The organism is Pseudomonas sp. MOIL14HWK12:I1 (genome assembly GCF_000510705.1).
GTDB classification, from domain to species: Bacteria; Pseudomonadota; Gammaproteobacteria; order Pseudomonadales; family Pseudomonadaceae; genus Chryseomonas; species Chryseomonas oryzihabitans.
Genome location: NZ_AZNY01000014.1, coordinates 1 through 23,909 on the forward strand (window position 1 = coordinate 1; position 23,909 = coordinate 23,909).

A 23,909-nucleotide genomic window follows, 5' to 3' on the forward strand; every position below is an offset into this window, starting at 1 on the left:
CACCACCGGACGCCCTTTCAGCTCGGGCCGGAACAGCCGCTCGCAGCTGCAGTAGAAGGAGTTGCAGTCGATCAACGCGTAGACGCTCATGGCCGAAGGTCTCGCATCAGAAAGTCCACCACGCCTCAGAGCTCGACCTCGCCCACCAGGTCGAGCGTGCGCGGGTGCCCGTCGCGCCCGATCGTCGTCAGCAGCTGCTGCCGCTCCTGATTGGTCAGCACCGTGCAGAGCCGGTGCTCACATTCGGCCACCACAATCACCGCTCGGCCAGGCTCCACAGCGCCAGCACGATCCACGACCAGCACATCCCCTTGGTGGATGCTCAGCCCCGCCAGCGCCTCACTGTTCACCAGCCAAAGCCATAGGTTGGGCGCGCCCCAGCCAATCGCCTCATCGATCGAGAGCGGCAGCTGAGGTGATCCTCGGCTGGCCTCTGAAAACCGGTGATCTTCAACCACGCCTGCGAAAGCGCGAGCTGGGCAAGTCTGCGACCCAGTGTCTGGAAAGCGTCCATGGTGGCACCTTGATACTGTACGTTTAAACAGTATAGGTGACGGCATCAGAAATAGGTCAACAGACGAAGCGACGAGTGGTGCACGCGGCAGGAAAAGATAGGCCCGAGACCACCTGCAAAACGGCGCAGACGCGGACGATTGGACGAGCACAAATCCTCTACAACGCGCCGAGCATCCCAAGGCGGCTGAACTGAACCTGATAGAGGCGATCGAGCACCAGGAACACACCGTCCAGGTCTTCGCGAGCCAGGACCTCCAGATCGCGAAGCGCCGCCAGGTACGCACCTGCACGCCCATGGTGAAGGTCCAACGATGCATGGTCGCTTGCTCGCTGGATGTCATTGAGGAGCGAAGTCACAAGCGCTTCGACTTTTTGATTCGGAAAGGGAAGATCAGCAGACACGTTTACAGTCGGAAGGATGGTGGAGCGGAAAATGGTATCAGCGCCGATCCCAGGCAATCGTTTCTGGAAAGCGCCATTCATCGCCTACTGGTCACACCACGTAAACGCTCCCGGTCGCACCTGTTAGCCCGGTCGTCAGGCGGGTAAAACCTTGCCGAATCGTCTCGCTCTTAGTAGTCCAGCAAGACATTTATCGTGGCGTGATGAACAACCAGCTCCAGATCCTGCTCGTGGAAGACGAGCCCCTCGTCCGGGAATTGATGAAGGACGTATTGAGCGATCTGGGCAATGGCGTGATCGAATGCGACCGGGCCGACGCAGGGCTTGCGTGCCTTGAATCAAACGCCGATAACATCGCCCTCCTGGTCACCGATATCCTTACCCCAGGCAGTCTGAACGGCCACCAGCTCGCTCAGATCGCTTCTCTGCGCTGGCCCAACTTGAAGGTACTCATCACCTCGGGCTACGCGGATGCCAGTACCCACCGTTTGCCACCCAACGCCACCTTCGTAGCCAAGCCCTGGTCGTATCAGCAGCTTGAGGACGCAGTACGCGCTGTCATGCAGTAGCAGCAAGGCCTCTGTAAAAGCGAAGCTGTTAATGCTGATTATTGATACAGTCCGTCCTTTACTCACGGCTGGTCTTGGTCTGATGCTGAATTTGACGTCCTTTCGGGTTGCCGTGGTCGAAGACGACCCGATGTTGGGCCAGATTCTGGAAGACCTGCTCGAAGAGCGTGGCGCTTGCTGCACGAAATATCTGACCGCCGACGATGCACTGGTAGCCCTTCTGCGCAGCGGGCAACCCGATCTTTTCATCACCGACCACCTGGTACCTGGACAGTTGACCGGCGGCGACTTGGCCAACCTGCTCATCAGCCGCTGGCCAACGCTGCCAGTCATTATCACCACTGGCTACAGCTTCGAGATCCAGGCCGATCTCCCTTCCAACGTGGTTTATCTCCAGAAGCCTTGGATGCCAGCCGCCTTGGAGTCCGCGATAGCCCAGGCGCTGAGCTGAGCAGCGCACTGTCCGGCTGAACGGCTAGTTGCCCAGCAGCCGATCAACTCGAGCAGCAAAGGCTTCAACGGAAAAGGGCTTCGCCAGCACCTCCATACCTGATCCGAGCTGACCCTCGTCTTGGAAGGCCGTATCGGCGTAGCCGGTGACAAAGAGTACCTTGAGCGCCGGGCGCACCGCCCGCGCAGTCTCGGCCAACTGCCGACCATTCATGAGACCCGGCAGGCCCACGTCCGTGATCAACAGATCGATCCGGCCATCAGCATTCAAGATCTCCAGCCCGCCCGCACTTCCTGACGCCTCGAGCGTGGTGTAGCCCAGGTCCCCGAGGATCTCGGTGGCCAGCATCCGCAGCACCGGCTCATCCTCAACGACCAGCACCACCTCACCGCGCCCTTTCTTTTCCGGCTCTGCTGCTGTCTCACCGAGGCAATCACTCGCCGGGTCATGCTCATTGCACCGCGGCATGTACAAGCACATGGTCGTGCCTTCACCTGGGGTCGAATCGACCGTGATCCAGCCGCCGGACTGCTTGGCGAAACCGTAGATCATCGACAGGCCCAGCCCGGTACCCTCTCCGACCGGCTTGGTCGTGAAGAACGGATCGAAGATGCGACTCAAGAGCTCAGGGGGTATGCCGGTCCCGGTGTCGATCACACACAAAGATAGGTAATCACCTGGATCCAGATCCAGATTCTCGGCGGCGGGATCCTCGAAGTGGTGATTGGCGGTCTGGATGGTAATGCGGCCCCCGCCAGGCATCGCGTCCCGCGCGTTGATGCAGAGATTGAGCAGCGCGTTCTCCAGTTGGGGCGGATCGATCCGCGCATGCCAGAGCTCGGGTTCGGCGACGACCACGAGTTCGATCTCCGGACCCACCGTGCGGCTGATGAGGTCAGCCATATCCGCCACCAGTGCATTGACGTCCGTCGACCGCGGATCGAGCGCCTGCCGGCGCGAGAATGCCAGGAGGCGATGCGTCAAGGCAGCCGCCTTGCTGGAGGCGCCCAGGGCCGCGCCAATATAGCGATCCAGGTCTTTTAGCCGTCCCTGGTTGAGCCGCATTCTTAGCAGCTCCATGGCGCCATTGATGGCCGCCAGCAGGTTGTTGAAATCGTGTGCCAAGCCGCCGGTGAGCTGGCCCACTGCTTCCATCTTCTGGCTCTGGCGCAAGGCGTCCTCGGCAGCGGCCAAGGCCACCGCCTGCTCCTTGTCTTCGGTGATATCGCGTCCCACCGCAATAATGACGCCCTCCCCGGCCTGTGCGGTCCAGGAGATCCACCGGTAGTCACCGCCCTTGCGGCGATAGCGATTCTCGAACCCGGTGAATCGCATACCGTGCTCAATTACATCTATTGCACCCTGCTCTGTATGAGCGATGTCGTCAGGATGAATAAGGTCGAAAAAGCTCACGTCTATGAGCTCCTCTGGCAACCAGCCAAGGATCTCGCTCCAGGCCGGATTCGATCTGATGATGCGTCCCTCAGCGTCGGCTACCAGCATGAGATCGCCAGAGAGCCGCCAGAGACGATCACGGTCACGGGTCCGCTCGGCGACCTGCCCCTCCAGCGACGTTGCGAGCTGACGGAGTTGCCGCTTTGATCGCCGTCTTTCTATGGTCGCTTGGGCGAGCTTTGCCACGTCTGAGATGAAATTCAGCTCGTCCTCAGACCAGACGCGTGGCCGATCATTGTTGACGAACAAGACGGCTTCCAGCTTGCCCCCGTCGAAGAGCGGTATGTTGGCCAGTGCCGACACGGCTACCTCAGCAAAGGCCGCAGCACCGCGCCGGGTGCGAGGGTCAACGGCGACATCGTTGACCACGATCGCCTTACCCTCGTCGAGCCCGGTTAAGGCCTCGCCGTAGCTGTTCAGAAAATGTAGACCGGCGCCGGAGGGAATCCCCGGCGCCGTCCAATCGCGCTCAATGACCAGCGTCAGCCCACCCGGCTGGATGATCCCATAGCCGACTCGGCTCACCCCCAAGGTACGACCAGTGATCTCCGCCGCGAGATAAGCGATATCGGCGGCACTGTCGAAGTCATGTTGCCGAGTACTCAGCTCGATCAGCGCGGCACGTTGAGCATCGCGGTGCTTCCGTGCAGTGATATCGGAAAACAGCACGGCAACCTGGTTGGGTGCCTGCTGCCCCAGGGGATAGGCATAGACGTCGTAGTGCCGATTATTCAGTGACGAGGCCAGGTGCTCGAAATGCACGGCCTTACCGGTAGCCAACATCTCGGCGTACCGCTCGGCCCAGGGAGACTCACCCTGAGGCGCCAGTTCACCCATCCAACGCCCGGTGATATCGGTCAGGCCCGTGATCTCGCCGAACGCCTTGTTCACCTTGAGGAAACGATAGTCCTCCGGTGCGCCCTGGTCGTTGCAGCGGACCTCGACGATGCAGAAGCCGATGGCAATGGCGTTGTAGAGGTTGCGGTAGTTCGCCTCCTGCTCAGCCACCTCCAGCTCGTTCAGCTTGGCCTGGGTGATATCGCGTGACACGGACAGGATCCGCCGGGGCTGACCAGCCTCATCGAAGATGGGTGTGACCTGAACATCCCACCATTTCGCGTTGCCCTTGAACGTCTTGGCCTCGCCTTGAAAGCGCCCCGTCCGCCCTTCACGCCCCGCCTGTAGCGCCCGCCTAGCATCCTCGTGCCCCTCACCCTCCCAGAAGTTCGGCCAAGGGCAGCCCTTGATCGAATTGAAGTCACTGACCTCCATCAGCGCCTGCCCGCCGTCGTTCATGTAGGCAACCCGCCCCTCAAGATCGAGAACCTTGATGCAGTCCCCTGAGGCAGCCAGGACGCTGCGCAGAAACGCGGAATCCGCCTTGTATTGTTCCGCGGCTGCAAGCTCGTGACGGAGGCGATCGATTTCAGTGGTAAGCGCGATAAGGGTTTGATCAGAGGTATTGGTTCGGCTGGTCATTAAGAGGGGCATGGGCAGGGAAGGATGACGCGCGGATTATCCGGCAGGACCGTGTTCACTTCCTGCGCGAGACGACAGATGGCGATACCGTCATACGAATGGCGAAGTCGCACTGCGCGACAGCGAGGCCCTGGAGACTCACATAACAGCAGGGGCCGACATGCGCCAAGACGTCTGACGGAGCCATCCATGACCAACCCTGGAAGGCTCCTTGCACATCCCCTCGCTGCTGTCGCGCCACAGCCATGACAGGCACGAACGGCAGCAACAACGGTGACCCGATCAGTCCCAAAGGAAATCACCTCACACGGGCAAGACGGTCCCAGTTACAGTGCAATCCTGCAGTCATAGCTGGCTCCCACCCCGTTAGTCACTTCAACCGCTCTCTGGCCAAGCCAGGACCGTCCCCGCCCGCTCAGCACCCGCGATTCTTGATAGACTGTTTCCCTCTCGCGGCGCAGTCGGATCAGGGCATAAACATTCACGCCCTGGCGCCTTCCCGCCGTGCCATCCTTCCCGTCTGCCGCCGAGCTCTATACGTTTTTTCCGAGTGCTTAGATTCAGCATTGAGCCAGGAAAAGCACGCTGAAACCGGGCAGAACAGTGCTACAAACGAAGTTTCCAGATGCTTGCCGAAACCGCCCTACCCCCAGCAACCATGCGCCCTGAGCCGTCCCGCCGCTTTTCCGTGGCGCCCATGATGGATCGGGCCGACTGAAGCTGGAACGCCCGGCTGGCGTGGCCTCCGGCGCCTCCCGGTTCGTCTCGTAGCAAATTTGTAGCAACGCCCTCCCCCTGCCCCACTTTTTCGCCCTTTCTCAGCCCTCAATCCGGCCTGTTCATCAACGCCTGAGTGCGGGCGTTTGAGTTCCTATGAACGTGTGAAAGCGTCACGACGAGCGCCAGACCTTTTGCGCGCCTATTGGGCTGGATCCCGGATTTATGTTCGGCCAAGGGGATGCCGTTACTTGCGTTACCTGGGCGCCCTTCACCGCGCTAAGCCCCGTGCTGCAAGGCTTTCAGCCAATCCGACTGCCGTTACTTTTCCGTTACTTCACCGTTCCTGAGTAACGGAACCCTACTGTTACTTTCAAGAATTCGTAAATGCTTATAAATCAATGACTTACATAAAAGTAACGGTAGAGGTAACGGCTAGGTTACGCAGGCAAATGCTGCCGCAAAGCTAGGCCTAGCAAGGCTTCCAGGCCTCAAGCATCTGGGCGGTAACGGAAGTAACGCCCCCGCATACCCCATATGGAAAATGGCCCATCCACGCCGCTTACGCTTGAGCCGAACGTGAGGGGTGATGAGAGGATTTCATATGGCAAGAAGGTACGAGCGCGCATATGGATCTCTCCGTCGAAGCAAAACTCACGTCCTACGTGAAGGGGTTTTTCCCACCGTCCTATCAGGTCGCAGCGACGGTCTATGCGCTAGAGGGGGCTTGTGCTCCCCTTGTCTGCATATCAGTCGCTGCCCCCAACGGAGGTACGGCATTCCACGACGCTTATCAGCATCAAATTCTCGACATCTGCTACATGGAGAAGGCCGCTGACTACCTGCGCCAGGTTGTCAGCATGGGGCTGATACCAAGCCGTCCACTCATCAGTGACCGGTGCAGGGATTCGCAGGGAAAAAGGCAGACGCAACATCCTCAGCCGGCCCAGCAGCGGCGGGAAGCGGAGCGCCCTGCAGGGCTGCGGAAAAAGGGACACATTTAGCCCGCAGGCGTGGCGGGGGGACGACGGCGCGCGCCAGGTACAGTCTCGCGGCGTTCAGCTGGTCTGGCGGTTCATCTCACCATCGGGAACTAATTCGAGTGCCTCGCGCGCCCCGTCCTCTTTCCTGTGTGCTAGGACTAGCTATCCGCCGGACCGGTGGTGATAGTGGCCACTGAACGTAAGGTTTGGGTCGACCTCCCATGGCTGAGGCCATTCTGGTCTCCTTGAGAGGTAGTCGGATGATCATCGATATGCGTACCTGGGCCCGAATAGGCGCGTCAGGCGCAAGCGCCCGCACAACCGCCCCACTGTCGGTGTTGCAAAGCTCCATCAACAGCCTTCATTTGGCCAACCAGTCGCGGAAGGAACAACTCGAGCAGTTATCGGCACAGGCCGTCGAGCCCGATCCTATTGAACCGCCAAATTCCGACACGCCTGGTGTTCCAGGAACAACGGATGCCGATGAAGATGTCGATCCGGGTGACGTCGATGACCAGGCCGGTGCAGGCGACCCCCTAAACCGTTGATACGAACGCGCTGGGGATCTTTTTAACGCAGGTCTTTGCCGCTCCACTCTTGGCTGGCAAGGAAGCTTATCCGGTGCCGCGAAGATACAGTGGTCCATGTCTCCTCGGTGGTGGTGCGATGCCAAGAGCGGCAGTCATCTGACCCCTAATGAGGCATCCGAGGCTAAAATATGTCCTTCTTCTTAACCGGTATCGGCAACTTGCAGGTACTGCTGGACAATTGTCTTCAGCGCGAGCGTGACTATTTCAGTCAACCTGCAGGAAAGCGTCGCTGCGCTGACCCATTCGTCTTCGTGCGAGCCGCACTTATCTACCGCAAGCGGCAGGACACGGGTGCCGAACGGGCAATCTGTGAGCGATGGGACCTTATCCTTCAAGATTTTGAGAGTCAGGCGCAGGCGGTAGAAATGAGCGGACGTGATAACGCCCTGGGTCTGCAACTGCGTAGTCGCAAGCAGCTGCTAGAACGGCGCGACGCGACGCAGATGCGACTGCTGCCGCGGCAACGCGAGACTGGCTAAACGCCGGTTCTGATCGATAAAGCCGAACAGGTAGAATCGCTATTGAGCCAGGCTAGATCTTCGCATAGAGCTTAATTTTTAGTGTTGACCAACTCATACTGCCGGAAGCGGATCACCTCCTCTCCCAGCCAGTCGTTGACCTGAGCCAGCCGCGCCTGCAGCGGCTCCAGCTCATTGGCCGCATACACCTCCGCCGCCTCCTTGATCGATCCGAACCCACCCGCGTTTTGCGGCACGATGCCCATCAGCTGCGGCGGGATCCGCAAACCCGCGAGCATGTCGTCGCGGGTGATGCTCTTGATCGAGTTGAATTCGTCCTTCGCCGCCACCTCGCTGACCGGGATCAGTTGGATACCGTCCTTCTTGCCGTTGGGTGCGTAGACGAAGAGGTTGCGGAAGTTGCCGGGGCCCTTCGCCGAGCGCAGCGCGGTGCGCAGGGAGTCGATGTCCTCCTCCTTCTGCGCGGCGTCGGTCATGTAAAAGATGAAGCCGGCGTGGCTGCCGTTGTTGTAGTACTTGCGCCGGAACAGCGTGGCCGACTCATTGAGCAGCGCCGACTGCATGGCGGCGAGCCACTCAGGCATGCCGTAGATCTCCTGGTTGATGTCGGCCTCGCGGAGGTGGCAGATGGTGCCCGGGGCGAATTCGTGTTCGTCCTGCCAGCCCCTGACCTGGAAGAAGCGGCCCTCCTCCCCTCGCCGCATGTACTTGGCCAGCGGCGACTGTAGGCTGATCGGCGTGCCCAGGCGTGACTGGCGGCGCTCTAGGTAGGCGTTGCCGCACCAGAGGTAGTCCAGGGCCAGCTGCTCGAACGCGGCGCGGCTCAACAGCGGGTGCGGAATGAAGGTGCGGGCCAGGAGATTGCGCTTGAACTTGAGCCCGGAATCCAGATAGACGCTGGCCCGGGTGGCCTTGGCCAGGCCATCGAGGGACAGCGGCGGGTCGTAGTAGCGGCCGTTGAACCAGCACTCCAGGTAGTCGAGGACCTCGCGGCCGTCGAGCACCGGTGCCGGGTCGCCAAAGGTAAAGGCCTCGACGCCGGGCGCTTGCGCGGCCGGGCTGACCAGGGCGTTGGAATCGCTCATCAGTAGATCTCCATGACGCCGGTGTTGCGGCCGGTCTGGCCCTCCAGCGGCTCGTTGTGCAGGGCATGAAAAAGGGCCCACGCGAGATCCGCATGGCCTGTGGTGTCGTTGCGGCCGGCCGTGTAGGTGAACTGGCGGCCGCTGGCGGTGGTGGTCTTGCGAATAGCCATGAGCGACTGGGCGACATCGGTCCAGCCGGCATCGAATTCGAGCCGGCCGTTCTTGATCACGTCGTAGGCCTTGAGCACCAGGCGGGTCTTGACCTCGGGCGAGTAGCTGAAGGTGGTCAGCCCCGGGAAGAATTGGCGCACCAGCTGGGCCACGCCGCTGCCCATACCGGTGACATCGATGCCGATGTAGCTCACCCAGTAGCGCTGGCAGACCTGGCGGATCGCCTCGGCCTGGGCGGCGAAGTCCATACCGCGGAACTGGTGGCGCTCGAGCACGCGGAACTTGCCGCCCGGTACCACCGGCGGAGCGATCACCACCAGGCCAGCGGTGTCGCCGGTCTCGGCAGGGTCATAGCCGACCCAGACCGGACGCTCGCCCAGGGGGCGGGCTGCAAACGGTTTGTAGTCCTCTGCCCACTCAACCCAGCTGTCCACCATGCACGGCTGCAGCATGGCCAGGGGGAAGATGCTCGCGCCGTCGTCGACGAATTGGCACATCAGCAGGTTCTGGAAGGCCTCGGCGCTGTATTCGAGCTTGAGCTCTTCCAGGTCGAACAGGTCGCAGCCGCGGGCCTCGGCATCGAGGATGGTGACGATCTGCCGCCAGATCCGATCCTCGCAGAGCCGGCCCTGCTGCAGGGCGTCATGGGAGACGTCCAGTTTCAGGTGCTGGGCGACCGGCTTGCCCTTGTTGAAGCGCTCGCCGGTCCAGAAGGTATAGGCCTCATGGGCCATGGAGCTGGGCGTCGAGAAGTAGGTGCGGCGGTATTGCTTCTGCATGGCCATGCCGCTGGCCACCTTGTTCAGCTCTTCGAAGCGAAAGGTCCAGAAGAATTCGTCGAAGTAGAAATTGCCGTGGTAGCCCTGGGCGGTGCGGGCATTGGTGCCGAGGAAATGCAGCTCGGCGCCGTTCGCCAGGATGATCGGATCCCCCGTCACCTCGACACTGCAGACCTCCCGGGCGAAGGCCTGGATATACGCCTTGAAGATATGCGCCTGGTTCTTGCTGGCCGAGAGGAAGATCTGATTGCGCCCGGTGATCAGGGCGTCCAGGAAGGCTTCGCGGGCGAAGTAGAAGGTGGCGCCGATCTGCCGGCTCTTGAGGATGGCGCGGGTCCGCTGCTGGCCTGCTCGGTACCAGTCCAGCTGGTAGCCGAAGCACTGGTCGCGGAACGCGCTTTCGAGGGCCTCGATCTGCTCCTCGGTGAACTCATTGCGCGCGGCCTTCTTCTTCGACCCGGCATTGCGGTTGTCCAGTTTGGGATTGAGCTCGGCCTCGGTACCTCCGCCTTGGAAGCGCTGGATCCGCGCCTGGCGCTCCAGCTGGCGGTGCAGCAGGTCAATCTCCTTAAAGTCGCCGCCGGTTTTGCCGTCCTTGAGGATCAGCTGCACCAGGCGCGCTTCCAGGGCGCCGCCGATCCGCTCGACGTTGTCCGCCCGATCCCATTCGTCCCGGGCCTTCCAGCTATGGACGGTCTTTTCCTTCTCCTCGATCGCCTCGGCGATCTCTGTTACCCGCCAGCCCATCCAGTAGAGATGCTTGGCGCGGCGGCGCACGTCCATCAGCAGGTCGGTGGGCGGGATAGGCACGGAGTCGGATTCAGGTAGGCTTTTCATGGCCGCCAGACTGCCGCCCCGGCTTCCTCCTCCATAGCGCGCGGATTTGTACAGGGCGCCACTACAACGGCCCCTCGTTGCTGGGACGCGCGGGCGTCCCGACCATGCCCCTCATCGCCCAAGCACTCCCGCTAAGCCTTTGAGGATCCCCGGCATGGCCGACCCCAAGACCCCGAAACTTCGCTCTCCCTTCTTCCGTGTCGCCGTCGAGGGCGCCACCAGCGATGGCCGCCAGATCGAACGCGCCTGGATCGAGCAGGCCGCGGCCAGCTACAACCCCAAGACCTACGGCGCCCGCATCTGGATGGAGCACATCCGCAGCAGCGTGGCGGACAGCCCCTTCAAGGCCTACGGCGACGTGGTCGCAGTGAAGGCTGAAGAGGTCGAGATCAACGGCCAGAAGAAGCTGGCCCTCTTCGCCCAGATCGAGCCCACCGCCGACCTGGTGGCCATGAACAAGGCCAAGCAGAAGATCTACACCTCGATCGAGATCTCGCCCAAGTTCGCCGACACCGGCGCCGCCTACCTGGTCGGCCTGGGCATCACCGACAGCCCGGCCAGCCTGGGTACCGACGTGCTGTCCTTCGCCGCGGCCAATCCGGCGGCCAATCCCTATGCCAGCCGCAAGCTGCACGCGGACAACCTGTTCACCGTGGCCGAAGAGACCGCTCTCACCTTCGACGAGGTGGAGGACAAGCCCGGTCTGGGCGCCCTGCTCTTCGCCAAGGTCCAGGAGCTGCTCAAGGGCAAGGAGGCGCAGACCCAGGGTGAGTTCGCCCAGTTCGGCGCCGCGGTCACTGCCGTGGCCGAGCACGTTCGCGAGCAGGACGAGCGCTTCACCCGCACCGAGGCCGCCCTCACCGAGCTGACGGGCAAGCACCAGCAGCTGCAGACCGACTTCGCCGCCCTGCAGCTGCAGCTCAGCCAAACCCAAGACCCCAACCAACCCAAGCGCCCTCCGGTCACCGGCGGCGATGGCCAAAACCTGACCGACTGCTGATCAGCCGTTCACCTTTCCGGAGAGATCCATGCGTAACGATACCCGTGTGCTGTTCAACCAATACCTGGAGCAGGTCGCCAAGCTGTCCGGCGTCTCCTCCTCCGCGGCGACCTTCGCCGTAGCGCCCACCATCCAGCAAAAGCTGGAGACCCGCATCCAGGAGTCCAGCGACTTCCTGAGCAAGGTCAACGTCATTCCCGTCGACGAGCTGATGGGCGAAAAGGTCGGCCTGGGCGTCTCCGGCACCATCGCCGGCCGCACCGACACCAGCGGCACCGCGACCCGCCAACCCCGCGAGATGCAGGCGCTCGACAACCGCGGGTACGAGTGCAAGAAGACCGACTTCGACACCGCCATCACCTACCAGCTGCTGGATACCTGGGCCAAGTTCCCCGACTTCCAGTCGCGCCTGCGTGACGCCATCGTGAAGCGGCAGGCCCTGGACCGCTTGATGATCGGCTTCAACGGCACCAGCGCCGCGGCCACCACCAACCGCGCCACCAACCCGCTGCTGCAGGACGTGAACATCGGCTGGCTGCAGCAGTACCGCAGCAATGCACCGCAGCGCGTGCTGAAGTCGGGCAAGGCCGAAGGCAAGATCGTGATCGGTACCGGCAGCGACGCCGACTACAACAACCTGGACGCCCTGGTCTTCGACGCGGTCAGCAACCTGATCGACCCCTGGTACCGCAAGGATCCGGGCCTGGTGGTGATCCTCGGCCGCGACCTGGTGCACGACAAGTACTTCCCGCTGGTGAACAAGGAGCAACCCGCCTCCGAGAAGCTGGCCACTGATGTGATCCTGGCCCAGCGCCGCATGGGCGGCCTGCAGCCGGTGGAGGTGCCGTACTGCCCGGACAACGGGATGCTCATCACCTCGCTGCAGAACCTGTCGCTGTACTACCAAACCGGTGGCCGCCGCCGCTTCGTCAAGGAGGCGCCGGAGAAGAACCGCATCGAGAACTACGAATCGAGCAACGACGCCTACGTGGTCGAGGACTACGGCTTCGGCTGCCTGATCGAAAACATCGTGACGGGCGTGTAAGCCATGGCCTCCTCTCCCGCGAAAAGCCACTTCCAGGCAGCTGCAGCGGCGCTCGCCGCCGCGGCCGCCGGGCCGGCCGACAGCATGGCGGGCCGCACCGTGTACGAGCAGCAGCTGGCCCAGCTGCTGCAGGACCGGCTGCGACTCAAGCAGGTGCAATCCACCCAGGCCAAGGCCGAGCTCAAGCGGCAGCTGCTCGGTGCCTACGCCGACTATGTCAGCGGCGTGCTCGAGGGCGGCAACGGCGCCCAAGACGAAGTGCTGGTCACCGTGATGATCTGGCGCATCGATGCCGGCGAGTTCGCCGGCGCCCTGGACATCGCCGCCTATGTGCTGCGCCACGGCCTCCTGATGCCCGATCGCTTCGAGCGCACCCCGGGCTGCCTGATTGCCGAGGAAGTGGCCGAGGGCGCACTGGCGGCGCAGAAGGCCGGCCAGACCTTCGACCTGGACATCCTGATCCGCACCGCCGTGCTCACCGATGAGCACGACATGCCCGACGAGGCGCGCGCCAAGCTCTACCTGGCCATCGGCCGGGCCGAGTTGGCCGACGTCGACGAGGATCGACCCGGCCGACCGGGCCAACTGGTCTCGGCGATCGAGATGCTACGCAAGGCGATCGGCTTGCACGACCGCTGCGGCGGCAAGAAAGACCTGGAACGGGCCGAGCGCCTGGCCAAGAAACATGCCGCCCCTGGCGGCTAACCGAGCGGTCCCCCGCAACCCCGCCGGCTCGGGGCGGATCGGCCAGGCCTCGCCTAGGACCGTGAAGCCCCGACCACCGGCGACCCATTCGAGAGCAGCACCATGAGCGGATTCGTTGCAGGCGGCACCGTCGCCAGCGGTCAAGTGGTGTCCGACCCCTTCTGGCCGGCGATCGATCTGGACCAGGTCCGAGCGCGGGTGCGGATCGACAGCAGCGTCAGCACGGAGAAGCTGAAAGCGGCGGTGATCGCCGCGGCTATCGGCGTCAACCGCGAGCTCGCCGGCTACCGCTTCGCCCAGTCCACCAGCGGCTACACGACCCTGGCCGCCGTGCCCGGGCTACTGGTCGACGGCGTCAGCGAGCGTGCCCACCTCTACTTGCGCGCGATCGATGCCGCCACCGCGGCCGAGGTCGCCGAGCGATACCGCAGCTATGACAGCACCGCCAAGGGCGACAAGGACGCCGAGGCTCAGACACCCACCATCGACGAGTACCGGCGTGATCAGCGCTGGGCCATCCGCGACTTCCTGGGCCTGGCCCGGACCACCGTGGAGCTCATCTGATGGCCACCGCCGTGCGCGCCCAGCAAGGCGACACCCTGGACCGGATCTGCCTGCGGCACTACGGGCGCACCCAGGGCGTCACCGAGGCCGCGCTCGAAGCCAACCCGGGCCTGGCCGAGTTCGGCCCGATCCTGCCAATCGGCATCCCTATCACTCTGCCAGACGCCCCCGCCCAAGCCTCTGCCGGCATTGCCGCGCAGCAGCCGGTGAACCTCTGGGACTGACCCCATGCACGAGAAACCTCCTATGCCCGACCGTCCCGACACCTGGGCCTGGCTCGCCGCCTGGCTCGAAGACAACTGGCCTGCGCTCTACGCCGGACTGGTGGCCGGCGTCATCGCCGCCCTGCGCATCGCCTACGGCGGCGGCACCCTGCGGCGCGTGCTGCTCGAAGCGCCGCTCTGTGGCGCCCTAGCCCTGGCGGCGAGCCATGGCCTTTCCCTACTGGGCATCCCTGCCAGTACTGGCCCCTTCTGGGGCGGAATCATCGGCCTGCTGGGCGTAGAGGGCACTCGCGCTGCAGCTAAACGCTTCGTCGAACGCAAGGTGGAGACGCAATGAACCAGCCCAAGATCCTACTCATCGGCGCTCACGGCCTGGCCGTGAGCGACCTGCAGAAAGCCCTGGCCGCGGCCGGCTTCACCGTTGACCTGGACGGCGACTACGACGAAGGCACCGAGCAGGCCGTCGCAGCCTTCCAGCGCTCTGTCGGCCTGGTGGCCGATGGCATCGCCGGCCCGAAGACCTTCGCCGCCTTGCTCGGCAAGCGCGATCCGCTCCACCTGGGCTACGCCGACCTCGAGCTCGCCGCCAAGACCCTGAGCGTCCCCATCGCGGCCGTCCAGGCGGTCAATGAGGTCGAGTCCAAGGGCGAAGGCTTCCTGGACAACGGCCGGGTGGTGATCCTGTTCGAGCGCCACGTCTTCTACCAGCGCCTGGTCAAGGCCCACGGCCAGCCCGAAGCCGATCGCCTGGCTGCGCTCAACCCGAACCTGATCAACCCGAAGTCCGGCGGCTACGCCGGCGGCGCGGCCGAGTGGCAGCGCCTAACCTCGGCCCGGCAGATCGACGAGGCCTGCGCGCTGGAGTCGTGCAGCTGGGGCCTCTTCCAGGTCATGGGCTACCACTGGCAGGACCTCGGCTATGCCAGCGTTCAGGATTTCGTCACCCGCATGCAGGCCAGCGAAGCCGAGCAGCTCGACGCCTTCATCCGCTTCGTCAAGGCGGAGCCGGCGCTGCTCAAGGCACTCAAGGCGGGCAAGTGGGCAGACTTCGCCCGCGGCTACAACGGCCCGGCCTACGCTCGCAACCTCTACGACGTGAAGCTCGAGCGCGCCTTCGCCCGCTACAGCACCGCCGCCCCGGCTAAGGACGCCGCATGACACACGTCACCGACGTGCAGCGCCTCGAACCGCAGGATGGGGAGGTCTTCATCCTGCCGGCTGGTGCGTCCTTCGAGGAGGCCGAGCGCCTCTGCGAAGCCATCCAGACCGCCAAGCCGGGCGTGCGGGCTGTCGTAGTAATCGGCGAGCTCGAGCACCTGGACCAGGCGGCGATGAACCGCGCGGGCTGGTACCGCCAATGATCAGCTGGAAGGAGAAGGCGCTCTTCGCGCTGGCCTTGGTCCTGACAATCGCCGTGCTCTGCCTGGCCCTCTATGGCCAGGGCCTGCGCATCGACCTGGCCAACCAGAAGCGCGAGGCCACCGAGGACCAGGTCACCCAGCTGACCGGCGAGCGCGACCGCCTCACGGCCACCCTCACCGAGCAGCGGGCCGCCCAGGCCCAGCTGCAGACCACCCAGAAAGACCTGCGCCGCGAGATCGATGTCCGCAAGCGCCGGATCCAGGAACTCGAAGATGAAAACGCCGACCTCAAAGCTTGGGCTGGCCAGCCTCTGCCTGCTGCTGCTCGCCGGCTGCGCCAACGGCCCGTCCTCACCGGAGCCACGGCTTACCGTGAGTGGCTGTCCAGTGGTAACGCGCTGCCAGCTGCCGTCGACCCACCCGCGCAATAACGGCGAGCTCCTGGACGACAGCGAGGCGCTGGAAGCGGCCTGGGCCGACTGCGCCGCCCAGGTCGATATGGTCTATGACGCCCAGCTGGCCCACCCATGAACAAGCCCGAGAGCCTGCGCGCTTACCTGCTCGCTGCCGTGCCGGAGCTGCGCCACAGCCCTGACCGGCTGCTGGTCTTCATCGACAAGGGCAAGCTGCGCTGCACCGCTGCGGCCAGCCTTTCCTGGGAATACGGCTACGAGCTGCAGATCATCCTCACCGACTTCGCCGGCCACCCGGACGCCGTGATGCTGCCGCTGCTGGCCTGGGTCCGGACGAACCAGTCCGAGCTCCTGGTCAACCTGGACAAGTCCGCCCAGGGGATCGGCTTCGAGGCCGACATCCTGGACAACTCCAAGGTGGACCTGGCGATCACCCTGCCCCTCACCGAGCGGGTGGTCGTGAAACGCCAGCCGGACGACACCTATCAGCTGAGCCACGTGCCCGAGTCCCCGTACACCGAGTACCAGGAACCGGCCACCTGGCAGGTCTTCGCCGGCGACGAGCTGCTCGCCGAATGGCAATCCGGATCCGCTGGCGACGCCCTGGCCCTGGAAACACCGCAGCCGGGCCGCAACCGTGGCTGACCTCGAGGCGCTGGAGAACTGGCTCTCACCGCTGCTGCAGAAGCTCGACGTCCGCGGCCGGGCCCAACTAGCCCGCAAGGCTGCCCAGCAGCTACGCCGCAGCCAGCAGCAGCGGATCCGCGCCCAGGTGAACCCGGACGGCTCACCGTTCGAGGCGCGCAAGCCGCGGGATCTGCGCGGCAAGAAGGGCCGGATCAAGCGGCGCATGTTCGAGAAGCTCAAGATGGCCCGCTACCTCAAGGCCAAGGGTTCGCCACAGCAGGCTGTGATTGGCTTCGCCGGCCGCGTCTCCCGCATCGCCCGCGTCCACCAATACGGATTGAAAGACCGGGCTGACCGTGGCGCCCCCGAGGTTCGCTACGCCCGCCGCGAACTGCTTGGTCTGTCTGACCAGGACCTGCAGCAACTCCGCGACTCGCTCCTGGGTGGCCTACTCGATTGAGCTCATGACATAGCTGTCTCGCACCTATAACCCTGATCCTACTGCCTGCTGCTGTGAGGCGTAGTACATGCGGTCCAGAAGTCTCAGGCGATGCTCTTGCTCGAGGTCGAGTCTCTTTCGCTCTCTAACGAGCAGCATCTCGATGGATTCGAAACATGGGTGCATCCTCGGGGTACGCGCGAGAAGAACTTCGTACTTTTCTACCTGGATGTCATGCCTGGCGATCATAGTTTCGCAGCGCTGTAGCGCCACATGCATCGATGAGCGCATGCCGGTCACCTCGCTTCTTAAGCGGCTACTTCGCTAGACAATATGCTAGTCGGTACGCTTAGAAGTGCTCATCTAAACGGTACAGTGCCGGGATGGCTCACCGTTGGAGGGGTGCAAACCTTGGGATTTGCGCGGCAAAAAGGACAGATCAAGCGGCGGATGTTCGAGAAGCTACGGCTGGCCCTCTATCTCAAGGCCAAGGGCACACCGCAGCAGGCAATGATTGGCTTTGTCGGATGTGCAGCCCGTAATGCTCAAACACAAATCTTGGCCTTAAAGACCGACCATCGAAGGGCGCGTCAGAAGTAATATCTGCAAAACGTAAGCAGTGGGAATAACAGACAACGACCTAAATAAATTATCTACACCAATAACTAACGATTTCAAAGCGTGATTGCCGCATCAATCATTTGACACCAGAAGCAATATCTATCTTCCTTGCAGTATTTTTAAAATTTCCAATATTAGTATATTTTTTTTCGGTTGTAACCACCTGAGCCACTAAGGTCCACTTCTTTTCTTGATCTCCCGAGGATGCTTCCATTTTCCGAATAGCGAAATTCCTGTGCGCTAAGCCCTCTTTTTCCACTGGGAAATACGCTATCAAAAGCCCCAGCAAGATGCAGCCTTCATCTGAGTCTTCGAATGCAACCCCACCATCTCTACCCCTGATATCATCTAAAACCTCAAAAGGTGTAATTGCACCATCTGTGATCTTCTTAAATAGCGGATAGTCAATAGCTCTTACAACAATCAACAATGCTACAAGCTGCGGATGCAGATTTTGTTTTTTTGGAGTGAGATCCAACACAATTTTAAACCTTGTTATACACCGCTCCCTCGCCCTTAGTGTAAGACCATAGATATCTGCCAGAGCCGTGAAGTATTCAACAAACAGCTCCCGATCTTGCACTAAACCAACTGGACCTCTGCCATTTTCGTCAAAGAAGTAGCTATCAATATCAAAACCTTGCAGCATTGCCATTGTGAATGCTTTAGAGTCACCACTAGGCAAGCCGTACTCAATATCAAAAAACCGTCTGAGGTACTCTTGGGCGTCAATACTGTTACCGTACACCGCGCGAACTACCGCCTCTAACTGTTTCTTGTCGACAGAAAGCACAAAGAAAATATTAGCCAAATCAAAAAGATGCTTTATTCTTTCAAGTAATTGAATAGCAAAGCTGGGTCGGCATCTATCAAGCTCATCGATGAAAAACACTAAAGTGGGCTTCTTACCATTTGACTCTAAAGCAGAAACAGTCTTTTCGAGCTCTGTCCGAAAGCGATCAAACAGCGCAACCTCTACCTTATAAGCATCAACCATATCTGAAAAACTATCAGAACCCAACTCTGCTACGATCGCTTCGACTTCTTCATCCAGATCCAAACCACCCAGAGTAACAGCCTTAATTCCCGCCACCGCACCCCGCTTCGCCAATATTCCAGTTATTTTTTTGACATTCTTAATACCTGGAAGCGCTTTTTTTCTCGAGGCCTCTTTTAGAGCAGACTCTACGCTTGCGACTAGAGCAACCAAGGGATCAATAACGTGATCAGATTTCCAAGCATCAAAATAGACGCACTGAAAATCCTCGTTCGAAAGCGTTGCGCGCAGCATCTGCACAAGAACTGACTTGCCGGTCCCCCAAGGCGAATCCAAAGCCATCACAAATGGACCGCCGGTACGTGCCACAAGGTTTTTCAACAGCTCGACCACCTCCCTTCTTTCAAATGCATCATTTGCAAAAGGATTATCCAGAGGCACTTCTATCGAATTAACTCGGTAAGCCATCTTCTTCTCACTTGTCTTTTTAATCTTTGTAGAGCGAAGCACTACAAATCAGATTCAATGATCGTTTCAGAAAAATCTAGCAGTTTATCGGCATGACCGATACCGCCGCCCTTTCCCGCCTCATCGAGAACCTGATCCGCCTCGGCACCGTCGCCGAGGTTGACCATGGCAGTCTCCAAGCCAACCGCCCTGCCCGGGTTCAGGTTCAGAGCGGCGAGCTGCTGACCGGCTGGTTGCCCTGGACCGCCCTGCGCGCCGGCACCACCCGCGACTGGGATCCGCCCACCGTGGGCGAGCAGGTCCTAGTCCTCAGCCCCAGCGGCCAAACCGCCCAGGGCATCGCCATCACCGGCCTGTTCAGCGCGCTCATCCCTGCCAACGGCGATCGCGCCGGCCTGCACCGCCGCACCTACCCGGACGGCGCGGTTGTCGAGTACGACAGCGAAGCCCACCAGCTGCTGGCCACCCTGCCCGCCGCCGGCCGGGTCGAGATCGTCGCCCCGGGCGGTTTCAAGCTGCAGGGCGACGTGGACATCGACGGCCTGGTGACCGTGACCCGCGACGTCGTCGCCGCCGGCATCAGCCTGGTCAAGCACCCACATGGCGGCGTCCAGGCCGGCAACGCGAAGACCGGAGCGCCCACGCCATGATGAGCCGCACCACCGGTCTCGCCGTCACCGAGCTCGAGGAGCTCCAGCAATCGGTCGGTGACATCCTCACCACGCCGATCGGCACCCGCGTGATGCGCCGCCCCTATGGCTGCGACCTGTTCAGCCTGATAGATCAGCCGTTCAACGACGCCACCGCGCTGCAGGCCAAGGCCGTGGCCGTGATCGCCCTCATGCGCTGGGAGCCGCGGCTCAACCTCACCCGCATCGCGCTCACCCTGGGCGACGCCCCGGGCCAGGCCTTCGTCGACCTGGAGGGCTACAGCACCGTCACCAACGCCGCCGTCAGCCTGCGCGCCCCCCTGGTCTTTGGAGGCCTCGCATGATCGACCTTTCCCTCCTGCCGTTGCCCGACGTCGTCGAGTCCCTGGACTACGAGACCCTGCTGGCCGCCCGCAAGGCCCGCCTGGTCAGCCTGTACCCGGCCGCCGAGCAGGCCAACATCGCCGCGCGCCTGGAGCTGGAGTCGCAGCCGCTGAACAAGCTGCTCCAGGAGAACACCTACCGCGAGCTCATCCTCCGCCAGCGCATCAATGATGGCGCCAAGGCGGTGATGCTGGCCTACGCCACCGGTGCGGACCTGGAGAACGTCGCGGCCTGGTACGGCGTCCAGCGCCTGCTGGTGACGCCGGCGGACACCCGCGTCACCCCGGCCATCCCCGCCGTCTATGAGACAGACGATCGCCTGCGGTACCGGACCCAGCTCGCCCTGGAAGGCTTCACCACCGCCGGCCCGCGCAACGCCTACCGCTACCACGCGCTGTCCGCCTCGGCCCAGGTCAAGGACGTGGCCATCCTGCGTCCCATCCAGGGCACCGTGCGCGTCGTGGTCCTGAGCACCGAAGGCGACGGCGCGCCGAGCGCCGCGCTGCTGGCCACCGTGACCGCGGCGCTTAACGACGAAGACGTCCGGCCACTCTGCGACACCGTCGAAGTAGTCGCCGCCGAGATCCTGCCCTACCAGGTAGCGGCCACCCTGATCTTCTACAGCGGCCCGGACATGGCCGTCGTGCAAGCCGCGGCCCTGGCCAAGGCGAAGGCCTACGTGGCCGAGCGCCATGCCATGGGCCAGGACGTCTCCCGCTCGGGCCTGTTCGCCGCGCTGCATCAGAGCGGCGTGCAGAACGTCATCCTGACCAGCCCGGCCACCGACCTCGAGGTCACCCAGCACCAGGCCGCCTACTGCACCGGCATCACCCTGACCCAGGGCGGCACCGATGAGTAGCGTGCTGCTCCCACCCAACAGCCTGCCCCTGGAGCGTGCGATCGCCGCCAGCGGCGCCGGCCTCGATGCGCTGCCGGTCCCGATCCGCGATCTGTGGAACCCCTGGAAGTGCCCGGCCGCGGTGCTGCCCTGGCTGGCCTGGGCGGTCTCGGTGGATGACTGGGACGTCAACTGGGGTGAGGACGCCAAGCGCCAGATCATCGCGGATTCCGTCACCGTCCACCGGCACAAGGGCACCCGCGGCGCCGTCCGCCGCGCCCTGACCAATCTGCTCGGCTCTGAGGCCTTCACCCTCATCGAGGGCGCCACCGGTGGCCTCTACGACGGCAGCCGCACCTACAACGGCGACAACTTCTACGGCCACGACGAGCACTGGGCCAAGTACAGCGTGTACGTCACCCAGCTCATCAGCGTGGCCCAGGCCGCGCGGATCCGCCAAACCCTCGCCGACGTCGCCCCGGCGCGCTGCGAGCTCATTGCCCTCAACTTCACCGCTGCGCTCAACGATCACAGCGGCACCTTCCGTTACGACGAGACCTTTACCTACGGAGTCGCTTGATGACGAACCTCACCGAAAAAGAGCAGTGGGAGGACGGCGTCTACCAGATCGAGAAAACCGATCCGGTAGTCGGCGGCCCCGATGGGCTCTCCAACCGCCAGGGCCAGCAGTTGGCCAACCGCACCAAGTACCTCAAAGGCCTGGTCGATGCATTGTTGAGCGGAACGAAAAACGCCGCGATTGCTGCTAGGCTTGCAACCGCGCGCGCGATAGGCCTGACGGGGGACGCCAGCGGTACGGCCAACTTCGACGGCTCAGCCAATGCCAGCATCACCGTGACCCTGGCCAAGACTGGCGTAGCAGCCAGCACCTATGGCGGAGTGACCGTCGACGAGAAAGGCCGCGTGACGGCCGGAGCTGTCGTCACGCCGATCGCCAATGGCGGTACCGGCAACAGCACCGGCCAAGCGCCCAGCGCCACCAAGCTGGCCACCGCCCGGACCATCAACGGCGTGGCCTTCGACGGCACCGGCAACATCGCCATCACCGACGACAGCAAGGCGCCGCTCAACTCGCCGGTGCTGACCGGAGATCCGCGCGCGCCAACCCCGGCCGCCGGCGACAATGACACCAGCATCGCCACCACCGCCTTCGTCCAGGCCGCGATCGCCGCCCTGGTCAACGGCTCGCCGGAAGCGCTCAACCAGCTTAACGAACTGGCGGCCGCCCTGGGCAACAACCCGAACTACGCCACCGATATGGCCACGGCGCTGGGGCTCAAGGCCAACACCGAATCGCCGACCCTGACCGGTACGCCCAAGGCGCCCACGGCGGGAATCGCCACCAACACCACCCAGATCGCGACCACCGCCTTTGTGCAGGCCGTGATGGCGGCCTACGGGCTGGCCGGCGCGGCGCCGGTACAGAACAACGCGATAAACCTCAACGACGCACCGGTAGGAGGCATGATCCGCTGTGAAGACGTCGTGACCGCCGGCGCAGCCTTGAACTGGCCGGTGACCGGTGCGGCGGATGCGGCCCGGGTTGCATTCGAGGTCTTCACCCACGGCCAGCCGGGCTCGGGTGCTCGATTGACCCAGGTGGCCACCGAAATATTTGGCGCCTCGGGCGGTCGTGGGCGGACGTTCGTTCGGGTGCGGCACGACGCGAGCTGGTATCCGTGGCGCGAATTCGCGTTCGCCGACCAGCTGGCCAACGTTGCCCGAACCGGCAAGTTTTCCGATCTCCAGGACCAGACCGATCATATACTCAAAGGCACGACGACGGGCAATGGCTGGAAGCTGGTCACCCTGCAGAACCTCGAAGCCGCTGGAAACCTGTCGCTCGAATACCGCAACAGTGCCGGTATCACCACGCTGTGCTACCAGGGCGTCAACGACGGCAACGGCGGCTGGAGGCCTCGCTGGTTCTTCACGCCCAGCGGCTCAGCTACCGCAGACCGCCGCGCTTATTTCGGCGGCCTCAATGACCAGGACCAGATGGAGTACGTGGTCAAGACGCGAATCCGCCCGGGCAGCAGCTGGGTCACCGATCCCAGCGGGGCCAGCCTGTGCGTCCAGAGCGATGCCGGCGACGGCACGGGTGGCCTCTCCGTCATGAGCTACGCGCCCACTGTGGCCATGCTCGATCGGACCGGCGGCGCCAAGTCCTCGCGATGGAAGACCGACGGCAACAACCTGTTCCTGGAGTGGGACAATGGCGACAATGGGGCAACGTGGAACCCGTCCCTGCTGAGCGTGACCCCTGGCGGTGAGGTTCGGTCGCTGTCGTCGAACTCCTATCGGATCGTGTCCGGCAATTACGGCACCTTCTGGCGCAACGACGGCAATTACCTGTGGCTCATGGTCACCGCTTCGGCTGATCAGTATGGCGGTTACAACTCGCTGCGTCCGTTCTCGGTCAGGCTGGATACCGGCAAGGTCGTGGTAGGCAATGGCATCGAAATGCCGAGCAAAGCCCGCGGCGACAGCACCAACGATGGCGCCAATACTGCCTTTGTCCAGGACGCCACCGGCACCCGCACCGCCGAGGTCGTCTTCTTCCCCAGCAGCTCGGCGCCGGCCGGCTTCCTCAAGGCCAACGGCGCGGCCGTTTCGCGTTCAACCTACGCAGCTCTCTTTGCCGTGATCGGTACCAACTTCGGCGCAGGGGATGGCTCCAGCACGTTCAACCTGCCGGATCTGCGTGGTGAGTTCCTGCGCGCCTGGGACGACGGGCGCGGCGTCGATGGCGGTCGGGCCCTCAACACCAGCCAGGCCAGCCAGAACCTGAACCACACCCACAGCGCCACCGCGGCGAACGCCGGTGCCCACCAGCACACCATGTCGTTCAAGCAGGATCGGGCGCCGGAAGGTGCCGGTAATGCCGTGTATGGCGATGAGGCCTATTACTCCGGTGAAGCCAGTCAGGGCACCAGCACCGCGGGCGACCACACCCACACCATCACCGTCAGCTTCAGCGGCGGCACCGAATCACGCCCGCGCAACATCGCGTTGCTGGCCTGCATCAAGTATTGAGGA

The 23,909-nt window shown here is 62.8% G+C and carries 27 protein-coding genes and 2 pseudogenes; 22 read left to right on the plus strand and 7 right to left on the minus strand.

What is annotated here, in order from left to right; all coding sequences use genetic code 11:
• The 3 genes and pseudogenes from PSEK12I1_RS24930 to PSEK12I1_RS0109665 all read right to left on the minus strand — a co-directional run.
• A pseudogene (locus PSEK12I1_RS24930) lies at window positions 1-90 on the minus strand (RulB protein); the annotation flags it as partial.
• A 35-nt stretch (window positions 91-125) separates the two neighbouring features.
• Window positions 126-458 (minus strand): hypothetical protein, encoded by a 333-nt coding sequence (locus PSEK12I1_RS24305; protein ID WP_231500989.1) that lies wholly within the window; start codon window positions 456-458, stop codon window positions 126-128.
• Window positions 459-672: 214 nt separating this feature from the next.
• Window positions 673-999: a hypothetical protein gene (locus PSEK12I1_RS0109665; RefSeq protein WP_027601388.1), complete on the minus strand. Its 327-nt coding sequence runs from the start codon at window positions 997-999 to the stop codon at window positions 673-675.
• A 122-nt stretch (window positions 1,000-1,121) separates the two neighbouring features.
• Between PSEK12I1_RS0109665 and PSEK12I1_RS0109670 the strand changes: the two genes are divergently transcribed.
• Window positions 1,122-1,487 carry a response regulator gene (locus PSEK12I1_RS0109670; RefSeq protein ID WP_027601389.1) on the plus strand — a complete coding sequence of 122 codons (366 nt, stop codon included), beginning with the start codon at window positions 1,122-1,124 and terminating at the stop codon, window positions 1,485-1,487.
• Between the two features lie 31 nt (window positions 1,488-1,518).
• On the plus strand, window positions 1,519-1,938 hold the full coding sequence (locus tag PSEK12I1_RS0109675; RefSeq protein ID WP_231500988.1) for a response regulator: 420 nt from the start codon (window positions 1,519-1,521) through the stop codon (window positions 1,936-1,938).
• A 24-nt stretch (window positions 1,939-1,962) separates the two neighbouring features.
• Here the strand turns inward: PSEK12I1_RS0109675 and PSEK12I1_RS24110 are convergent, their stop codons facing one another.
• Entirely contained in the window at window positions 1,963-4,872 is a 2,910-nt protein-coding gene (locus tag PSEK12I1_RS24110; protein WP_177323746.1) for a PAS domain-containing protein, read from the minus strand.
• A gap of 1,346 nt (window positions 4,873-6,218) precedes the next feature.
• Between PSEK12I1_RS24110 and PSEK12I1_RS0109685 the strand changes: the two genes are divergently transcribed.
• The 3 genes from PSEK12I1_RS0109685 to PSEK12I1_RS0109690 all read left to right on the plus strand — a co-directional run bounded on the left by PSEK12I1_RS0109685 (window position 6,219) and on the right by PSEK12I1_RS0109690 (window position 7,641).
• Window positions 6,219-6,593 carry a hypothetical protein gene (locus tag PSEK12I1_RS0109685; RefSeq protein WP_027601391.1) on the plus strand — a complete coding sequence of 125 codons (375 nt, stop codon included), beginning with the start codon at window positions 6,219-6,221 and terminating at the stop codon, window positions 6,591-6,593.
• 239 nt (window positions 6,594-6,832) lie between these two features.
• Window positions 6,833-7,120: a hypothetical protein gene (locus PSEK12I1_RS24565; protein ID WP_155951360.1), complete on the plus strand. Its 288-nt coding sequence runs from the start codon at window positions 6,833-6,835 to the stop codon at window positions 7,118-7,120.
• A 170-nt stretch (window positions 7,121-7,290) separates the two neighbouring features.
• A complete protein-coding gene (locus tag PSEK12I1_RS0109690; RefSeq protein WP_027601392.1) occupies window positions 7,291-7,641 on the plus strand; it encodes a hypothetical protein in 351 nt (116 codons plus the stop codon).
• Window positions 7,642-7,712: 71 nt separating this feature from the next.
• Here PSEK12I1_RS0109690 and PSEK12I1_RS0109695 read toward each other — a convergent pair whose 3' ends face one another.
• Both PSEK12I1_RS0109695 and PSEK12I1_RS0109700 read right to left on the minus strand, forming a co-directional pair.
• Window positions 7,713-8,726, minus strand: coding sequence for a phage portal protein (locus PSEK12I1_RS0109695; RefSeq protein ID WP_027601393.1), 1,014 nt, complete (start codon window positions 8,724-8,726; stop codon window positions 7,713-7,715).
• Entirely contained in the window at window positions 8,726-10,513 is a 1,788-nt protein-coding gene (locus PSEK12I1_RS0109700) for a terminase ATPase subunit family protein (protein WP_037006880.1), read from the minus strand. The genes PSEK12I1_RS0109695 and PSEK12I1_RS0109700 overlap by 1 nt, the downstream gene beginning before the upstream one ends.
• A gap of 154 nt (window positions 10,514-10,667) precedes the next feature.
• Here PSEK12I1_RS0109700 and PSEK12I1_RS0109705 point away from each other — a divergent pair, with 154 nt between their 5' ends.
• The 12 genes and pseudogenes from PSEK12I1_RS0109705 (at window position 10,668) to PSEK12I1_RS0109755 (ending at window position 16,912) form a co-directional block, all read left to right on the plus strand.
• Complete coding sequence (locus PSEK12I1_RS0109705; protein WP_027601395.1) at window positions 10,668-11,513, plus strand: GPO family capsid scaffolding protein; 846 nt, start codon at window positions 10,668-10,670, stop codon at window positions 11,511-11,513.
• Between the two features lie 28 nt (window positions 11,514-11,541).
• Window positions 11,542-12,558 (plus strand): phage major capsid protein, P2 family, encoded by a 1,017-nt coding sequence (locus PSEK12I1_RS0109710; protein ID WP_027601396.1) that lies wholly within the window; start codon window positions 11,542-11,544, stop codon window positions 12,556-12,558.
• 3 nt (window positions 12,559-12,561) lie between these two features.
• Complete coding sequence (gene gpM / locus PSEK12I1_RS0109715) at window positions 12,562-13,263, plus strand: phage terminase small subunit (RefSeq protein WP_027601397.1); 702 nt, start codon at window positions 12,562-12,564, stop codon at window positions 13,261-13,263.
• Between the two features lie 102 nt (window positions 13,264-13,365).
• Entirely contained in the window at window positions 13,366-13,827 is a 462-nt protein-coding gene (locus tag PSEK12I1_RS0109720; protein ID WP_027601398.1) for a head completion/stabilization protein, read from the plus strand.
• Window positions 13,827-14,051 carry a tail protein X gene (locus PSEK12I1_RS0109725; RefSeq protein WP_027601399.1) on the plus strand — a complete coding sequence of 75 codons (225 nt, stop codon included), beginning with the start codon at window positions 13,827-13,829 and terminating at the stop codon, window positions 14,049-14,051. Before PSEK12I1_RS0109720 ends, PSEK12I1_RS0109725 begins: the two co-directional genes overlap by 1 nt.
• A gap of 22 nt (window positions 14,052-14,073) precedes the next feature.
• Window positions 14,074-14,388, plus strand: a complete 315-nt coding sequence (locus tag PSEK12I1_RS0109730) for a phage holin, lambda family (protein ID WP_027601400.1) — start codon at window positions 14,074-14,076, stop codon at window positions 14,386-14,388.
• On the plus strand, window positions 14,385-15,209 hold the full coding sequence (locus PSEK12I1_RS0109735) for an N-acetylmuramidase domain-containing protein (RefSeq protein ID WP_027601401.1): 825 nt from the start codon (window positions 14,385-14,387) through the stop codon (window positions 15,207-15,209). Before PSEK12I1_RS0109730 ends, PSEK12I1_RS0109735 begins: the two co-directional genes overlap by 4 nt.
• Window positions 15,206-15,412: a hypothetical protein gene (locus PSEK12I1_RS0109740; RefSeq protein WP_027601402.1), complete on the plus strand. Its 207-nt coding sequence runs from the start codon at window positions 15,206-15,208 to the stop codon at window positions 15,410-15,412. Before PSEK12I1_RS0109735 ends, PSEK12I1_RS0109740 begins: the two co-directional genes overlap by 4 nt.
• Window positions 15,409-15,762 (plus strand): annotated as a pseudogene (locus PSEK12I1_RS24115) (LysB family phage lysis regulatory protein); the annotation flags it as partial. The gene PSEK12I1_RS0109740 and the pseudogene PSEK12I1_RS24115, both read left to right, overlap by 4 nt.
• A complete protein-coding gene (gene lysC / locus PSEK12I1_RS24850) occupies window positions 15,686-15,943 on the plus strand; it encodes an Rz1-like lysis system protein LysC (RefSeq protein WP_027601403.1) in 258 nt (85 codons plus the stop codon). The pseudogene PSEK12I1_RS24115 and the gene lysC, both read left to right, overlap by 77 nt.
• Window positions 15,940-16,470: a phage tail protein gene (locus PSEK12I1_RS0109750; protein WP_027601404.1), complete on the plus strand. Its 531-nt coding sequence runs from the start codon at window positions 15,940-15,942 to the stop codon at window positions 16,468-16,470. Before lysC ends, PSEK12I1_RS0109750 begins: the two co-directional genes overlap by 4 nt.
• Window positions 16,463-16,912, plus strand: a complete 450-nt coding sequence (locus PSEK12I1_RS0109755) for a phage virion morphogenesis protein (protein ID WP_027601405.1) — start codon at window positions 16,463-16,465, stop codon at window positions 16,910-16,912. Before PSEK12I1_RS0109750 ends, PSEK12I1_RS0109755 begins: the two co-directional genes overlap by 8 nt.
• A 676-nt stretch (window positions 16,913-17,588) precedes the next feature.
• Here PSEK12I1_RS0109755 and PSEK12I1_RS24310 read toward each other — a convergent pair.
• A complete protein-coding gene (locus PSEK12I1_RS24310) occupies window positions 17,589-18,977 on the minus strand; it encodes a P-loop NTPase fold protein (protein ID WP_081737471.1) in 1,389 nt (462 codons plus the stop codon).
• Between the two features lie 92 nt (window positions 18,978-19,069).
• Between PSEK12I1_RS24310 and PSEK12I1_RS0109765 the strand changes: the two genes are divergently transcribed.
• The 5 genes from PSEK12I1_RS0109765 to PSEK12I1_RS24935 are packed head-to-tail and all read left to right on the plus strand — an operon-like array spanning window position 19,070 to window position 23,906.
• Window positions 19,070-19,627, plus strand: a complete 558-nt coding sequence (locus PSEK12I1_RS0109765; protein WP_027601407.1) for a phage baseplate assembly protein V — start codon at window positions 19,070-19,072, stop codon at window positions 19,625-19,627.
• Window positions 19,627-19,971, plus strand: a complete 345-nt coding sequence (locus PSEK12I1_RS0109770) for a GPW/gp25 family protein (protein WP_027601408.1) — start codon at window positions 19,627-19,629, stop codon at window positions 19,969-19,971. Before PSEK12I1_RS0109765 ends, PSEK12I1_RS0109770 begins: the two co-directional genes overlap by 1 nt.
• Complete coding sequence (locus PSEK12I1_RS0109775) at window positions 19,968-20,870, plus strand: baseplate J/gp47 family protein (RefSeq protein WP_027601409.1); 903 nt, start codon at window positions 19,968-19,970, stop codon at window positions 20,868-20,870. The genes PSEK12I1_RS0109770 and PSEK12I1_RS0109775 overlap by 4 nt, the downstream gene beginning before the upstream one ends.
• A complete protein-coding gene (locus tag PSEK12I1_RS0109780; RefSeq protein WP_027601410.1) occupies window positions 20,863-21,429 on the plus strand; it encodes a phage tail protein I in 567 nt (188 codons plus the stop codon). The genes PSEK12I1_RS0109775 and PSEK12I1_RS0109780 overlap by 8 nt, the downstream gene beginning before the upstream one ends.
• Window positions 21,429-23,906: a phage tail protein gene (locus PSEK12I1_RS24935; RefSeq protein WP_051399091.1), complete on the plus strand. Its 2,478-nt coding sequence runs from the start codon at window positions 21,429-21,431 to the stop codon at window positions 23,904-23,906. Before PSEK12I1_RS0109780 ends, PSEK12I1_RS24935 begins: the two co-directional genes overlap by 1 nt.
• The last annotated feature ends 3 nt before the right edge of the window (window positions 23,907-23,909 follow it).